General features: G+C 66.1%; 12 protein-coding genes. 7 read left to right on the top strand and 5 right to left on the bottom strand.

What is annotated here, in order from left to right; all coding sequences use genetic code 11:
* Positions 1 to 70: 70 nt before the first annotated feature.
* Genes gatB through gatC form a run of 3 tightly spaced genes read right to left on the bottom strand, consistent with a single transcriptional unit; the run spans position 71 to position 3,301 of the window.
* A complete protein-coding gene (gatB, locus tag ACOQPQ_RS01495) occupies positions 71 to 1,522 on the bottom strand; it encodes an Asp-tRNA(Asn)/Glu-tRNA(Gln) amidotransferase subunit GatB (RefSeq protein WP_420637673.1) in 1,452 nt (483 codons plus the stop codon).
* Entirely contained in the window at positions 1,519 to 2,937 is a 1,419-nt protein-coding gene (gatA, locus tag ACOQPQ_RS01490) for an Asp-tRNA(Asn)/Glu-tRNA(Gln) amidotransferase subunit GatA (protein WP_420637672.1), read from the bottom strand. The genes gatB and gatA overlap by 4 nt, the downstream gene beginning before the upstream one ends.
* Before the next feature lie 58 nt (positions 2,938 to 2,995).
* Entirely contained in the window at positions 2,996 to 3,301 is a 306-nt protein-coding gene (gatC, locus tag ACOQPQ_RS01485) for an Asp-tRNA(Asn)/Glu-tRNA(Gln) amidotransferase subunit GatC (protein ID WP_420637671.1), read from the bottom strand.
* A gap of 74 nt (positions 3,302 to 3,375) precedes the next feature.
* On the opposite strand from gatC, the gene ACOQPQ_RS01480 reads away from it, so the two are divergent.
* The gene (locus tag ACOQPQ_RS01480) at positions 3,376 to 3,807 is read left to right on the top strand and encodes a hypothetical protein (RefSeq protein ID WP_420637670.1); all 432 of its coding nucleotides are present in this window, start codon (positions 3,376 to 3,378) and stop codon (positions 3,805 to 3,807) included.
* A 31-nt stretch (positions 3,808 to 3,838) separates the two neighbouring features.
* On the opposite strand, the gene ACOQPQ_RS01475 is transcribed toward ACOQPQ_RS01480, so the two are convergent.
* Positions 3,839 to 5,770 (bottom strand): protein kinase domain-containing protein, encoded by a 1,932-nt coding sequence (locus ACOQPQ_RS01475; RefSeq protein ID WP_420637669.1) that lies wholly within the window; start codon positions 5,768 to 5,770, stop codon positions 3,839 to 3,841.
* Between the two features lie 150 nt (positions 5,771 to 5,920).
* Here ACOQPQ_RS01475 and ACOQPQ_RS01470 point away from each other — a divergent pair, with 150 nt between their 5' ends.
* Positions 5,921 to 6,340, top strand: coding sequence for a hypothetical protein (locus tag ACOQPQ_RS01470; RefSeq protein ID WP_420637668.1), 420 nt, complete (start codon positions 5,921 to 5,923; stop codon positions 6,338 to 6,340).
* Between the two features lie 53 nt (positions 6,341 to 6,393).
* On the opposite strand, the gene ACOQPQ_RS01465 is transcribed toward ACOQPQ_RS01470, so the two are convergent.
* Positions 6,394 to 7,269, bottom strand: a complete 876-nt coding sequence (locus ACOQPQ_RS01465; RefSeq protein ID WP_420637667.1) for a hypothetical protein — start codon at positions 7,267 to 7,269, stop codon at positions 6,394 to 6,396.
* A 148-nt stretch (positions 7,270 to 7,417) separates the two neighbouring features.
* Between ACOQPQ_RS01465 and ligA the strand changes: the two genes are divergently transcribed.
* From ligA to ACOQPQ_RS01440, 5 genes are all read left to right on the top strand, one after another.
* Positions 7,418 to 9,631, top strand: a complete 2,214-nt coding sequence (ligA, locus tag ACOQPQ_RS01460) for an NAD-dependent DNA ligase LigA (protein WP_420637666.1) — start codon at positions 7,418 to 7,420, stop codon at positions 9,629 to 9,631.
* A gap of 92 nt (positions 9,632 to 9,723) precedes the next feature.
* On the top strand, positions 9,724 to 10,926 hold the full coding sequence (locus ACOQPQ_RS01455; protein ID WP_420637665.1) for an RCC1 domain-containing protein: 1,203 nt from the start codon (positions 9,724 to 9,726) through the stop codon (positions 10,924 to 10,926).
* A gap of 12 nt (positions 10,927 to 10,938) precedes the next feature.
* Entirely contained in the window at positions 10,939 to 11,586 is a 648-nt protein-coding gene (locus ACOQPQ_RS01450; RefSeq protein WP_420637664.1) for an HAD family hydrolase, read from the top strand.
* 150 nt (positions 11,587 to 11,736) lie between these two features.
* The gene (locus tag ACOQPQ_RS01445) at positions 11,737 to 14,301 is read left to right on the top strand and encodes an RCC1 domain-containing protein (protein WP_420637663.1); all 2,565 of its coding nucleotides are present in this window, start codon (positions 11,737 to 11,739) and stop codon (positions 14,299 to 14,301) included.
* A 190-nt stretch (positions 14,302 to 14,491) separates the two neighbouring features.
* Positions 14,492 to 15,421, top strand: coding sequence for a sugar phosphate isomerase/epimerase family protein (locus ACOQPQ_RS01440; RefSeq protein WP_420637662.1), 930 nt, complete (start codon positions 14,492 to 14,494; stop codon positions 15,419 to 15,421).
* The last annotated feature ends 14 nt before the right edge of the window (positions 15,422 to 15,435 follow it).

The raw sequence follows: 15,435 nt of genomic DNA, 5'->3' as shown, positions 1-15,435 counted from the left end.
AAGGAGACGCAACGCAGCGAGGGGCGCCGATGCCTAGCAGGACATGCGCGATTATTTCTGCGACACACCACTAAGGGCGGCGGGTGTGGAGGAGGTGGGTGACGGCTTGGCCGTCGGCTCGGCCTCGGGTGGCCTTCATGACCCTCCCGACGAAGAAGCCGGTCAGCTTGTCGTCGCCGCCGCAGAAGCGGGCCCACTCGTCGGGGTGGTCGGCGATGAGCCCGTCCACCAGGGCGTCCAACTCGGCGGTGTCCATGGCCTCGAATCCCAAGGACTGGGCGACTTCTCGGGGTGACCCCCCGCGCTCCACCAGGGCGGCCAGCACTTTCTTGGCCTGCGTGGCGGTCAGCTCGCCCGCCTCCTCCAGTCCGATCAATTCGGCCAGCCCGTCGGGCTCCAGCAGGCCCACGCCGTCGGCCAGATTGTGGACCACATGGGTCATCACCCGCTCGGGGGCGCCGCCGGCGCCGATGGCGACCAAGGCCAGGTGGTCCATCGAACGCTCCACGGCCAACGCAACGTGGCCGGGGGTGGCCTGCGGGGCCGCCTCGGCCAAACGCCGGCGGCGGTCGCGGGGCAGCGGGGGCAGATCCCGGCGGATCTGTTCCACCCACTGGGCGCTGGGCTCGAGGGGCAGCAGGTCGGGCTCGGGGAAGTAGCGGTAGTCGTAGTCGTCCTCCTTGGACCGCAGGGCGTGGGTGCGTCCGTCGTCCTCGTTCCAGTGCCGGGTTTGCTGGGGCACCGGGCGGCCGGCGGCCAACTCGTCGATCTGGCGGCGGGCCTCGTAGTCGATGGCCCGGCCCAGCGAGCGCAGCGAGTTGACGTTTTTGATCTCGCAGCGGGTGCCCAAGGCGCGGCTGCCCACCGGACGGACCGACACGTTGCAGTCCACCCGCAGCGACCCCTCCTCCATCTTGCCGTCCGATGCCCCCACCGCCACCAGGATCGAGCGCAGCTCGGCCACGTACTGGCGGGCCTCCTCGGCGGTGCGCAGCTCGGGGCGGCCCACGATCTCCAGGAGGGGAACCCCGGCCCGGTTGTAGTCCACCAGCGAGTAGCCGGCCTCGTGGATGCGGCCGCCCCCGCCCACGTGGGTGGTCTTGCCGGTGTCCTCCTCCAAGTGGGCCCGTTCGATGCCGATGCGCCGCCCCGACGGCAACTCCAGCCCGCCGTCGACGCAGATCGGCTGGTCGTACTGGCTGATCTGGAAGTTCTTGGGCATGTCCGGGTAGAAGTAGTTCTTGCGGGCGAACACCGACGGCTGGATCCGGCAGTCGAGGGCCACGCCCACCCGGATGGCCAGCTCCACCGCCTTCTCGTTGAGCGACGGCAGCGATCCGGGCAGGCCCAGCGACACCGGATCGATGTGGGTGTTGGGGTCGCCGCCGAAGCGGTTGGGGCTGGCGCTGAAGAGCTTGGTCTCGGTGGCCAACTCGGCGTGGACCTCCAGGCCCACCACCGTCTCCCAATCGGCATCGGCCGGGGTGCCCAGGCCGGGGATGCTGGATGGCGCCGGGCTCACGGCAGGCTCGCTTCCAGCACGGCGGCCGCCCGGAACATGGTGGCCTCACCCAACGCGGGGGCCAGGATCTGCACCCCCACCGGCAATCCGTCGTCACCGATGCCGTAGGGAACCGACATGGCCGCCTCGCCGGTGAGGTTCACCGACACCGTGCAGACGTCGCTCATGTACATGGCCATGGGATCGGCGGCGCGCTCGCCGAGGGCGAAAGCCGTGGTGGGCGAGGTGGGGCTCACCAGCAGGTCGAAGTGCTCCCAGGCCGAGGCGAAGTCGTTGATGATCAGGGTGCGGACCTTCAGCGCCTTGCCGTAGTAGGCGTCGTAGTAGCCGGCCGACAGGGCGTAGGTGCCGATCATGATGCGACGCTTGACCTCGTCGCCGAAGCCGGCCGACCGGGTGGCGGTGTTCATCTCGGTGGTACCCGCCCCGTCCAACCGCAGCCCGTAGCGGACGCCGTCGAAGCGGGCCAGGTTGCTGGAGGCCTCGGCGGGGGCGATCACGTAGTAGGCCGACAACCCGTAGACCGCGGCGGGAACCGAGGCATCGGCCACCTGGGCCCCGGCCGACCGCAGGGCGCCCACCGCGGCGTGCAGCCGGTGGGCCACGTCGGGGGCGATGCCCTCGCCGCTCAGCTCCCCCAGCACCCCGATCCGCAGCCCGCCGACCCCGACGGCCAGCGTCTCGGCCACCGGGGGCTGGGGCTCGGCGATGCTGGTGGCGTCCCGTGGGTCGGGGCCGCCGATCACGTCGAGCACGGTGGCGGCGTCGGCCACCGTGGCGGTCAACGGCCCGATCTGGTCGAGCGACGAGGCGAAGGCCACCAGGCCGTAGCGCGACACCAGCCCGTAGGTGGGTTTGACCCCCACCACCCCGCACAGGGCAGCGGGCTGGCGGATGGACCCCCCGGTGTCGCTGCCCAACGCCACCGGAGCGAAGCCCGCGGCCACCGCGGCCGCGCTGCCCCCGGACGATCCCCCCGGTACCCGGTCGGGGTCGCACGGGTTGGCGGTGGGGCCGAACGCCGAGTTCTCGGTGGAGCTGCCCATGGCGAACTCGTCCATGTTGGTCTTGCCCACTACCACTGCCCCGGCCTGGTGCAACGACTCCACCACGTGGGCGTCGTAGGGGGGCTCCCAGCCGTCGAGGATGCGGGACGAACAGGTGGTGGCCACCCCCCGGGTGCAGAGGTTGTCCTTGAGGGCGACGGGCACGCCGGCCAGGGGGCCCGGGTCCTGGCCCGCGGCCACCTCGGCGTCGATCTGGTCGGCCCGTTGGCGGGCCTGTTCGGCGGTGACCAGGTTGAAGGCGTGGACCCGAGCGTCCCCGTCGGTGATGGTGCTCAGATACCCGTCGACCACCGATCGGGCTGTTCGGCGTCCCGCCCGCACATCGGCGGCGATCCCCACCGCGCTCACGGGGCGTCTTCCCGAGGGCGACCCCGAAGGGACCAGTCGACGGTGATCGGCCCAGGGGTCACGGGGCGTCCCCCAGCACGGGGGGAACCCGGAACAAGCCGTCCTCGGCCAACGGTGCCTGCTCCAGCACCTCGGTGCGGTCGAGGCCGTCCGCGGGGGTGTCGGGCCGCAGTCGGTTGGGCAGGGCCAGGGCGTGCAGCGTCGGGGGGAGGTCGTCCACATCGAGGGCCTCGACTTCGGCCACGTGGTCCAACAACTCGTCGAGCTGGCCGGTGAATCGGTCGAGCTGCTCGTCGGTCAGCTCCAATCGGGCCAGTGAGGCCACGTGGGCGCACTCCGAGCGGGTGATGCGTTGGCGGCTCATAGCGAAGCGCCATGGTACCGCCCGTCGTGCTCGGTTCCCGCGCCGGAGTCACCGCCGGGCGGTACCTTACCGAGATGGGACCGCACCCCTTCCTGAGTCCCGAATGGGTGGACGCTGCCCTCACGTTGCGCGAGGAGTTGGCGGCCTCCCCTCCGGCACCGGGCCGTCGGGCGCGGGTCAACCTGGTGGTCACCGGCACCCCCTTCGGGGACGGTGAGTTTCGGGCCTGCGTGGACACCGACGCCGGGAGTCCGCTGCCCGTCCCGGGCCGGCTGGAGGACCCCGACGCCACCGTGCAGATGGACTACCCCGCCGCCCTGGCCGCGTTCGTCACCGACGACCCCGACACCGTCGCCCACAGTTTCTTGACGGGTGATCTGCGGGTGGACGGTGACCTGGCCCTGGTGCTCACATTGTTCGGCGAGGGAATGACCGACGAGCAGGCCGCGTTCGCCCGCCACGCGCAGGCCCGCCTGCAGTCCATCACCCTGCTCGACGGCGGCTGAGCGGCTTCGGCCATCAGCGCATTCTTGGCCGTCAGCCGTTGTCGGTGTCGTCTCCCGGTTCCTCATCGGGCCGGGTGACCAAATCGACGCAGGTACCGAAGTCAACCACGGCCTCGGCGGGCGGATTGGAGGTCAGAATCTCCGCGTCGGGCGGCCCGTCGATCTCGCCCCCGCACAAGCCGATCTCCTCCAGGAGGTCGATGGCCTCCGGGGGCTGCAGGGTGGCCAGAAGGGGCACCCGGACTCGTTCGGGGCCATCCGACACCACCACGGTGATCACCGCGTCGGCAGGCACCTCGGTTCCCGGTGGGGGTTCGAGTCTCACCACGTGGTCGGCGGCCACCTGGTTGTCCGGTACCCGCCACTCCAACCCCTGCAGGCGGAGTTCCTCCAGCCGCTCCTGGGCGACCACCAGCGGGGTGCCGGTGACCACTTCGGGCACCGTCCGGGGCGACGGCCCGAGCGACACCAACAGGTCCACGGCGGCGCCCGGTTCCACTTGGGAGAACAGCTCGTCCACCTGCACCACCGCCCCGGCCACGATCACCTCGTCGTGGCGGCGGGTGATCTCCCCCACCACCAATCCCACCTGTCCCAACAGGGCTTCGGCATCTTCGGTGGCCAATCCGACGAGGTTGCCGGGAATGACCACCAGCTCGTTGCCCAGCGACACCCACACGGTGAGGGTCTCGCCCCGGTCCAGTTCCGTACCCGGCGGGGGGTCCTGATCGAGCACGGTGCCCGCCATGGTGCCGTCCTGGCGTCGTTCGAGGCGGTTGATCTCCCAGCCGAACTCACTTTGGATGCGGGCCAACGCGGCATCGTCGGCCCCGGCCAGGTCGGGCACGGTCGGGCTCTCCCCGCCGAATGGGTTCTGCCACAGGGCATAGGCCCCGAAGCCTGCGGCCCCCACCAGCACGAAGGCCACCAACGCCCACCGCAGTCTCTTCGTGGACGTCCTCGTGGACCGGCTCGTGGACCGGCGATCTCGGCTTCGGGCCGGGCGCGCCTGCGCTGGGGGCTCGACTGGGGGGGTGGCGACCCCCACCGGCTCGGGCACCTGCCAATCCCGTTTGGTCAGCGGTAGGGGTTCCGGCGGGGGCAGGGACTGCGCCGAATCCAGCAGCTCCTTGGCCAATTGCCCGGCGTGGGGTCGGCTGTGGCGGTCCGGTCGGGCAGCGTGCTCCAACACCCGGCCCAGGCGGCCGAACTGGCCGGCCAGGTCCAGTGGCCTGCTCATCTTGGCCATTTGGGTGTAGTCCGGGTCGTCGGAATCGAACGGCACCCGGCCCGAGAGCGCCTCGGTGAGCACCAGCACCAGGGAGTAGACGTCGCTGGTGTGGTCGGCCATCAGGCCATGGGCCTGTTCGGGAGAGGCGTAGCGCACGGCGTCGTTGGCCGAGAACACCGACCGGGCCACCAGCGCCTCCTCGGTCTCCGACGAGGTCATCACCCACGATGTGCCCAGGTCAGCCAGATGGGCCTGACCCTGGCCGTCGAAAACGATGTTGGACGGCCGGATGTCCCGATGAACCAGACCGTGTTGGTCGACGGCGACCAGGCCCCGAGCCAGTTCCAGCCCGACCATCAGGGCCTGGGAGGGCGACAGCAGGTTCCCGGCGTCCAGCATCTGCTGCAGGCTCCCGCCGTCCAGGTACTCGCTCACCACGTACAGGCCGAGTTCGGACGCACCCCAACCGTGGACGGTCACCAGATGGCGATGCCGCACGGCAGCGGCCTGTTCGGCGGCCTCGCGAAATCGGCGGGCGTAGATCCCTTCGGACGACCATCCGTCGGGCAGCACGTCCTCGTTGGGCAACTTGACCACCACCTGGTCGGTGGTCGACAGGTCGTGGGCCACGTACACGTTGGTGAATCGGCCCGAACCGAGAAAGGCCAGCAGCCGGTACCGCCCGCCCAGAACCTGACCGATCACCCCGGTATCGCCGCTGCTCTGGGCCACACGTGGAGGGTACCGCCTGCCCTGAGCCTGCTTGTGCCTCCCCGCAATGAGATCTCAGCTCGCCTCCCTGCCTCCCCGTGATGAGTCCGCGGCCTGGCGGGGTGCCTCCCCGCGGTGTGATCGGGCCTTTCCGGCGGGCACACTAGGGGCGTGCTTGAGTCCATCGTGTTGCGCCGGGTGCTGCTCGGGGTGGCGGCTGTCGCCGGGGCCGGGGCCATCGTGTTGGCGCTGTTGCTGGCCGACACCGACAACACCGACGTGTCGGTGACCGGCAACGCCGCCGTCGACGAACTCATTCCCCCGCGCGGCGCCGAGGTGCTCTCCCAGGAGACCGTGGGCATCGACCTGGCCCCCGGCTACGACGCCCGCCTGTACATCAACGGTGAGAAGATCCCGGAAGACCAGGTACGGCACCAGCCCAACATCAACCGCTTCACTTTCCGCCCCGACCAGGGCAAGGTGATCGAAAGCCTCCAAGCCGAGCAAAACTGCGTGGTGGCCGAGTATTGGCCACAAGCATCCGGACCCGCCGAAGCCGCCACCTTCTCCTGGTGCTTCACCGCCGCCTAGCGGTGCTTCAGCGGTTCAGTCCCTCCCCGCCGGGTGGTCCCGGCAAGTTCTGGCTATACCAGTCGGCGGTGGTGGGCCAGGGTGACGGTGAGGCCGGGGCGTGACGGGGCCACCAGGATGGCATTGGCTCGGACGTCGCCGGATTGGCCCTTGGTCCTCTTGGGCGGGGTCAAGGTGATCGGTTGGCTCATGGTCATCTCCAGGATCAGGCCGGCGGCACCCTGGCTCAGATCCAGGGCTCCCGAGCCATGGGTGGCCGGCTCCACCCCGGATACGGCCCGGCGGCGCAACAGCACCGGGTCCTGTACGGCCAGATGGTCGTGGAGCACCACTCCGGCGGGCACGAACACCAGCCAGCGGCGGGTGAGCGAGTGGAGCGACCGCATCCCGAAGACGGCCATCACTCCCCCGATCACCGTGACCGCGCCGCCCAGCCACCACCGTTCACCGGCCAGCAGGAGCGGCCCGCTCACCACCCCTCCCACGGAGACGATGGCCGCCGCGGGCAGCGGTCCGGCCAACAGCACCGCCGGTGGTCGCAGCAGCAACCGCACCTCGTCCCCGTAGGAAATGCCATTGACGAACACCTGGCCGACCGGTGCGCTCAGCGCCACGGCGGCAGCCCCGCCGGTGATGGCCGCCACCAAGGCCACCTCGCCCCAGTCGGCCCCGCCGGCACCCGCCCACACCAGCGCCACCACCGCCGAGAGCATGGCCAGGCGCACCAGCACGAGGGTCATCGGATGCGCCACCATCACCCCCACCATCACCGCAGCCCACAACGCCCACAGCCCGATCGACGCCGTGGATCGCCAGGCCGGCGAGGTCCCCTGGAGCCCGTCGGCCAGAACCGGCCCGGCCACAAGGGCCATGGCGGCCCACCACAGCCGCACCCCCCACACCATCACCCGATCCAGCCGCCGAACCATCCCCTCCACTACAGCACTTCCCCCCACCACCGCTCCGACCGGAGCACCACATCCCAACCCGCGGGCGGCGCCGACGTACTGCCGGCACCCCGGTCTGCTGGCACAACCCGAGGAGTTCCCGCCACCAGTCGGCGGTACTATCCCGCAGGTGACGTCGGGAGCCGAGGACCGCATCGCTGAGCTGGTCCAACTCGTTGAGTATCACAACCAGCGGTACTACGCCGACGACGCGCCCGAGATCTCCGACGCCGACTACGACGAGTTGATCCGGGAACTGCGGGAGTTGGAGGCGGCGCATCCCGATCTGGCCCGACCCGACTCCCCCACCCAGCTCGTGGGGGCCGACCCGTCCACGCTCTTTGCCCCGGTGGAACACCGGATGCCGATGATGTCGCTCGACAACGCCTTCGACCGTGACGAACTCACCGCCTGGGCCGACCGGGCCCGCCGCCGGCTGGCGACCGTGCAGTCGCAGAGGACGGAGGTGGACACCGGAGACCAGGGCGTGCTGCCCCTGTCCGGCGAACCGCAGGATGCGGCGGAAGAAGGACGGCCCGACCTCGATGAGTCTGAGGACGATCAAGCCTCCACAGAGCAGGAGCACGATGGAAGCTCCGCCGGTACCGGCTCCGACGATCTACCCCCTGAACTGGGCCAATTGGTGTGTGAGCTGAAGTTCGACGGGCTGGCGGTGTCGCTGCGCTACGAGAACCGCGAATTGGTCCAGGCGGCCACCCGAGGCAACGGCCGGGTTGGCGAGGACATCACCGCCAACGTGGCCACCATCAAGGGCATCCCCCATCGGCTCCCTCCGGGCGCTCCCGAGGTGCTCGAGGTGCGGGGTGAGGTGTATCTGCCGCTGGCCGCCTTCGAGGCGCTCAACGCCGAACAGGAGGCGGCGGGCAAGCCCCGGTACGCCAACCCCCGCAACACCGCGGCAGGTTCACTGCGGCAGAAGGACCCGTCCATCACCGCCACCCGCGGGCTGGCCGTGTGGTGCTACCAAACCGGGGAGATCGTGGGAGGGCCGCCGCTGGACACCCACTCCGCCACGCTGGAGTACTTGACCGGTCTCGGCTTGCCGGTCAATCCGAAAACCACCACGGCAAGCTCCGTGGACGAGGCCTGGCGGTTCATCGAACAGTGCGAGACCGTGCGCCACGACTTGCCCTACGAGATCGACGGGGCCGTGATCAAGGTCGACCGCCTCGATCTCCAGCAAGCCCTGGGCGCCACCAGCCGGGCGCCGCGCTGGGCCATCGCCTACAAGCTCCCCCCCGAGGAGCGAACCACCACTCTGGTGGACATCCAGGTCTCCATCGGGGGCAAGGGCAAGGCCACCCCGTTCGCCGTACTCGAACCGGTGTTCGTCGGCGGCTCCACCGTGGCCATGGCCACCCTCCACAACGAAGATCAGGTGCGCGAAAAAGATGTCCGACCCGGCGACACCGTGGTGGTACGCAAGGCCGGCGACGTGATTCCCGAGGTGCTGGGACCCGTCCTCGCCGACCGCCCCGTTGACCGAGCCCAATGGAAGTTCCCCGACATCTGCCCCTGCCCTCACCAGCAGCCGCTCATCCGCCAAGAGGGCGATGCCGCTCACTACTGCCGATTCGCCCGGTGCCCGGAGCAGCTCCGGGGTTGGATCGAGCATTTCGCGGCCCGGGGCGCCCTCGACATCGAGCACCTCGGCGAACAACGGGTCCGCTTGTTCATCGAACTCGGCCTCATCGCCGATGTAGCCGACCTCTACACCCTGGACTTCGACCGCATCCAGGAATTGGAGGGCTTCGCCGAGCAGTCGGTGGCCAACCTGAGGGCCGCCATCGAGGCATCCAAGCAGCAGTCGCTGGCCCGGCTGCTCGTCGGGCTCAACATCCGCCATCTGGGCGACACCACCTGCGAGCTGTTGGCCGACGCCTTCGGGCACTTGGACCGGATCATGGAGGCCTCCACCGAGGAACTGGCCGCCGTCGACGGCATCGGCCCCATCATCGCCGAGAGCGTCCACGAATTCTTCCGGTCGGACCTCAACCGGGAGATCATCGAGAAGCTCCGACAGGCAGGCCTCAACTTTGCCAACGACGCCAACAGCGGCGAGGACCAAGCGCTGCCCCAGACTCTCGACGGCATGACCATCGTGGTCACCGGCGGGCTCGAGGGCTACACCCGTGACGGCGTGGCCGCTACCATCAAGGCCCGAGGGGGCAAATCCCCCGGTAGCGTGTCGTCCAAGACCACCGCCCTCGTCGTCGGCGAGAACCCCGGCACTTCCAAACTCGACAAGGCCGAGTCCCTCGACATTCCCGTCCTCAACGAGGCACAATTCCACCACCTCATCTCAACCGGAGAACTCCCATGACCGGAACGCCTGGCAGAGGCTCATGAGGTAGTGGACTTGCTCAAGCTCCACAAGGCAGAATGCCACCACCTCGTATCGACTGGAGGGTTCTCATGATCGCATCGTTGAACGGCCTGGTGGCCAGGATCCTGGCGGTCGCGGTGCTGTGCACCGGGGTCATCGCCGTCAACACCACTGTTGCGGCCGCCCAGAGTGAGGATGTGCCCTTGGAGCACGTGCAGTTGAGGGATGACCTGATTGCCGCTCAGGAGTCGCTGCTCAACGTCTATCGATGCCGGTTCGACATCGACACCCAGCAGGTGCCCGGCGGATGCCGTGATGGCGAGCCCTCCCAGGGCAGCACCGACCCCGGTGCCTTCACCGGCACCCCCACCACTAACGACATCCTCGTTCGCGACGAGCTGATCACCGCCCAAGAAGCCCTGCTCAACGTGTACCGATGCCGATTCGACATCGACACCCAACTCGTCCCCGGCAATTGCAGCAGCAAACCGGACCCCGTATTGCTTGATGTTCCTGAGACTGCCTTTACGGCAATCTCCGCGAGCTTGAGTTCGACCTGCGGGCTCAGGTCAGACGGGCGCTTGCACTGTTGGGGTAGCAATGCTACCGGCCTGCCCCATGGCTCTTCGGCGCGCTATGAGACTGTAGCTGTTGGCCATGTACATATTTGTGCCATTCGGCTGGATGGAACCCTGGACTGCTGGGGCTCCAACGATGAGGGTGTGGTAAGCCAGGCACCTGAGGGACAATTTGTGGATGTAGCTTCAGGTCAGTGGTTGAGTTGCGGACTCAGAGATGATTCTACTGTTCAGTGCTGGGGCTTCCAGGGCTCAGGGGCTATGATAGCCCCTGACGAGGAATTCAAATCTGTGGATGTCGAGATCGACTATGCTTGTGGCCTACTTGCTGACAACAGTGTTACATGCTGGGGATTGAGAGATTATGTCTGGGACAACGCACCCAGCGGCGAGCTTATGGCAATTGCTGTGGGACCCAACCACGTCTGTGGGCTTCGGAAAGCGGGCAATGTCCACTGTTGGGGCATGGACCACCTTGGTGATCTATATGAAGTGCCAAAGGGTTCATTCACTGCCATCTCCTCCGGCAAGGACTACTCGTGTGCACTTCAGGAAGAAGGGTCCATCAAGTGTTGGGGATACAATGATGACGGGATACTCGACAACATCCCTCATGGCAGCTTCATGGCCATCGCTGCTGGTGTCTCACATGCTTGTGCGTTGCGGGAGGACGGGGCGGTTCGTTGCTGGGGGTCGCAGTATGCTGCGGCTTGAGGTTGAGGTGCTGTGATAGAGGCGGTCTTTTGGGACTTTGGGGGGGTGTTCACGGGGTCGCCATTTCGCCTCGATGGGTACGCCCGGTCCTTGGGCACCACCAATGAGCGGCTTCTGGAGCACGTCTTCGGACGGTACGAAGCCAATGGCGACCACCCGTGGCACCGCCTGGAGCGGGGTGAAGGCACCCTGGCCGAGGCGTTGGAGGCCGCCACCGAGGCGTGCCGGTCCGACGGCATCGAGGGGTTCAGTGCCGAGGGTTTCTTCAAGGCCATGGCCGGGGACGACAGCGACGAGCGCCGGGAACAGGCCGTGGCCAAAGTGCGGGAGTTGAATCACGCTGGCATCAGGCAGGCCATCATCACCAACAACGCCAAGGAATTCGGCACGGCATGGCGGGGGCTCATCCCGGTGGACGAACTGTTCGAGGACGTGATCGATTCCAGCGACGTGGGCCTGCGCAAGCCCGATCCCGCCATCTATCACCTGGCCCTGGCCCGCCTGGATGTCACCACCCCCGCAGCCACCGTCTTCCTGGACGACTTTCCCCCCAACGTCGCCGCCTCCCGCAACCTCGGCATGCACGGCATCCTGGTTGAACACGACATCACACCCGCACTCACCGAACTACACCAGATGGTGCTCAGTTCCCTGGAGTGAGTCCCCCTTCTCAGCAGTTCCTTAACCTGTGGATAAGATCCATTTGTCTATCCCATGACCGGAACGCCTGGCAGAGGCTCATGAGGTAGTGGACTTGCTCAAGCTCCACGGGGCAGAATGCCACCACCTCGTATCGACAGGAGGGTTCTCATGATCGCATCACTGAACGGCCTGGTGGCCAGGATCCTGGCGGTCGCGGTGCTGTGCACCGGGGTCATCGCCGTCAACACCACTGTTGCGGCCGCCCAGAGTGAGGATGTGCCCTTGGAGCACGTGCAGTTGAGGGATGACCTGATTGCCGCTCAGGAGTCGCTGCTCAACGTCTATCGATGCCGGTTCGACATTGACACCCAGCAGGTGCCCGGCGGATGCCGTGATGGCGAGCCCTCCCAGGGCAGCACCAACCCCGGTGCCTTCACCGGCACCCCCACCACCAACGACATCCTCGTTCGCGACGAGCTCATCACCGCCCAAGAAGCCCTGCTGAACGTGTACCGATGCCGATTCGACATCGACACCCAACTTGTCCCCGACGGATGCGTTCCGTCCTCTCCTCCCTCGTTGATTGACATTCACCTGTTCTATTGTGTTCCAGAGAGCGCTGCCACCACTTCGGACCAATTGCAAGCTGAAGCCGCTCGGCTCAATGAGACTGTCGGTAGTTTCTTCTTGAGAGAATCGTCTGCGACCGAAGGAATCAATTTCATTCCCGCCACCATTTTGAGACCCAATATCGATTGGGAAACTGAGAACATAGGTAGCCATGAGGGCCCATTAGAAGAAAGGCCTTGCATTTCTGATGCAAGAGAGACCTCAAACTTTGATAACGGCCTGATCCTGTGGGATGACCCATCGGAGTTTGGTACAAATGTGTTCATCCTTGAACATATTTTGGTCATTCCAACTCTGGAATCTTACGGAAATGAAGATCAGTACCATCTAGCTATCGCACGTCAACTCGGCCGCAGCCTATTTGACCTAGATGAATTCTCACCCTACCCGTCCATCATGCTATATACCGAGTACATTCCCCTCGATAACAATCGGATTGCATGCGATGCCCTCTTAGGTCTCGACTGGCCACTCCACGACCGTTGTCGACTTGAACATCTTCAACCACCCACTGGACCCTTCAGCGCTGTGGCCGTGAATACCTACCATGGCTGTGGTATCCGCATTGACAAGTCTGTGCAGTGTTGGGGCAGTAACTTTGTTGAACCGATGAGGTCACCATCAGGGGACTTTACTTCCATCACTGTGGGCAAGTTCCATAGTTGTGGATTGCGAGTTGATGGCAGTGTCACTTGCTGGGGACGGGATCACCGTGGCCAACTAGCGGTGCCAGATACCTCCTTCCAAACAATAGCGGCAGGAGACAACTTCACCTGCGGGCTTCGCGCTCAAGGCTCCATCAGGTGCTGGGGAGAGAATTTCTTCAATGTGACTAATGCGCCTGCAGGTCAGTACAGCAACTTGGATGTTGGGGACCAGCACGCCTGCGCGTTGAGGGCCAACGGCACGGTGCGCTGCTGGGGACGCAATGACGTTGGGCAAGCTACACCTCCTGCAGGGAGATTCCAGTCGGTCTCCGCTGGTGGCGATCACTCTTGCGGTATCCGGACTACGGGTGCCTTGGTATGCTGGGGTGACATCCTGGGGACACCCATGGATATGTTGGATGCAGCCGGAGATGGGGATGTAGGCCAATTCGAAACAGTGTCTTCTGGCACGAGACACTCCTGTGCCCTCACCACAGATGGGGAAGTGATGTGCTGGGGTGGTGGCAGCGGTGCCCAAGATGGCGTGCCCGAGGGAGTCTTCCAAAGTATCGATGCCGGAGGAGACTATATCTGTGGCCTGAATGCTATTAGTGCGATCGATTGCTGGGGTGGCGACTACTTCAGAGGACTTGACGTCCCTGGGGGTAGCTTTGCGTCCATTGACGCTGGTCGGAGCTTCACCTGTGGTATACGACCCGACAATGAGGTTGATTGTTGGGGTAGTGGCGCTGGACAGTCAGGAGGCAATGTATCCGGCAAGTTCAAACAAGTTGCAGCGGGTCACATTCATACCTGCGCAATCTTGCTGGACGATACGGTAGACTGTTGGGGTTCTGATGATTCTAATGTTGTCAGTAACTCACCCTCTGGAGAGTTCGTTGATATTTCTGCCGGTACCTGGTTGAGTTGTGGACTCAGGACCGACTCCACGGCTGAGTGCTGGGGCTATCTGAGTTCAACTTCGCTCCGGGCACCTGCTGGGAAGTTCGCCTCCATCGACACCAGCCAAAATTATGCTTGTGGTGTGCTCTTGGATGGCACAGCCAGATGCTGGGGGACAAACAGGCTCTTGTGGGCTGCCCTTCCGGCTGGCCCCTTCATCGATCTCTCCACTGGTCTTTCCCACATTTGCGGCATTCTCGAGAATGGCAGGATTGCCTGCTCAGGCAGCAACTCGTATGGGCAGCTCAATGGTGTGCCTCAGGGTAAATTCACCGCCATCTCCGCTGGCCAAGACCATACTTGTGCTTTGCGGGAGGACGGGTCGCTCGCATGCTGGGGTTCCAATGGTGACAGATTCGACGGCGTGACCGGCCAGTTGGACAATATTCCTGAGGGTACCTTCACTGCGATCTCCGCGGGGGACTATCACACCTGTGCGTTGCGGGAGGACGGGGCGGTTCGTTGCTGGGGGTCGCAGTATGCTGCGGCTTGAGATTGAATCTCTGGGATTCAGGCAGAGACCGTTGCGGGCCGGGGGTGAGCCTTGGCTGTGGGGGTCGATGGGGGGCCGGGCGGTACGGGGGTCGGCTTGACCATGGGTTGAGCACGCTCAAGAATGAGCGGGTGGAGGGGTGCGAGCAGGGTCGCTCAGAGGGCATTGCCGCGGACGACAGGGCGCGCCCATGAAGCTGCTGGAGCGGATCGCCACCGCACCGATCAGTTGGGGGGTCTGCGAGATGCCCGGCTGGGGCCATCAGCTTCCCGTGGACGCGGTGCTGACCGAGATGGCGGCGGCGGGATTCACCTACACCGAGTTGGGTTCGCTCGGCTACCTGCCCACCGATCCCAGCGAGCTTCGCGCCGTGCTCGACCGTCACGGGCTGTCGCTGCTCGGAGGCTTCGTCCCCCTGGTGCTGCACGAACCGGCCTTGGCCGCCCGGACCCGGGCCGCCGCCGAGGAAGCGGCCACCCTCATCGCCGGAGGCGGCGGGCGCTTCTTCGTCTCCTGCGCCGTGAGCCACCCCCACAACTGGCGCCTGGTGCCGCTGGCCGACCACCAGTGGTCGGTGGTGGCCGAGTCCCTGGGCGAGGTGAGCCAAATCGCCGCCGACCACGGGCTCATCCAAGCCCTCCACCCCCACTTCGGGTCCCTGGTGGAGACGGCCGCCGAGACCGAGAGGGTGCTCGACGCCGGCGATACCCCACTGGTGTTCGATTCCGCCCACCTGCACCTCGGCGGCGGTGACATCGCCCGCCAAGCCCGGCGCTACCTCGACCGGATTGCCCTGGTCCACCTCAAGGACATGAACCTGGCCACCGCCGATCAGGTGACCTCCGGACAACTCTCCCTGATGAAGGGAGTGCAGCAGGGCCTGTTTCCCCCCTTGGGCCAGGGCGGGTTGCCCATCGCCGACATGGTGGAACTCTTCGAAAGTACGGGGCACCAACCCTGGTATGTGCTGGAGCAGGACGCGGCCATCGCCGAAGGCGACCCCACCGCTCTGGACCGATTGCGGTCGGATGCCCACCAAAGCGTCGCCTTCCTGCGCAGCCTGGAACCAGCGCTCGCCGGGACCCGGGCCGGTCCCGTTACCTCGACTGAAGTAAGCTAGAACCTTTGACACTA

It is taken from the genome of Candidatus Poriferisocius sp. (genome assembly GCF_965219775.1).
Classification (GTDB): Bacteria; Actinomycetota; Acidimicrobiia; order Acidimicrobiales; family Bin134; genus Poriferisocius.
Note: the sequence above shows the minus strand (reverse complement) of the source record. Positions and strands in the feature narration are given on the sequence as shown.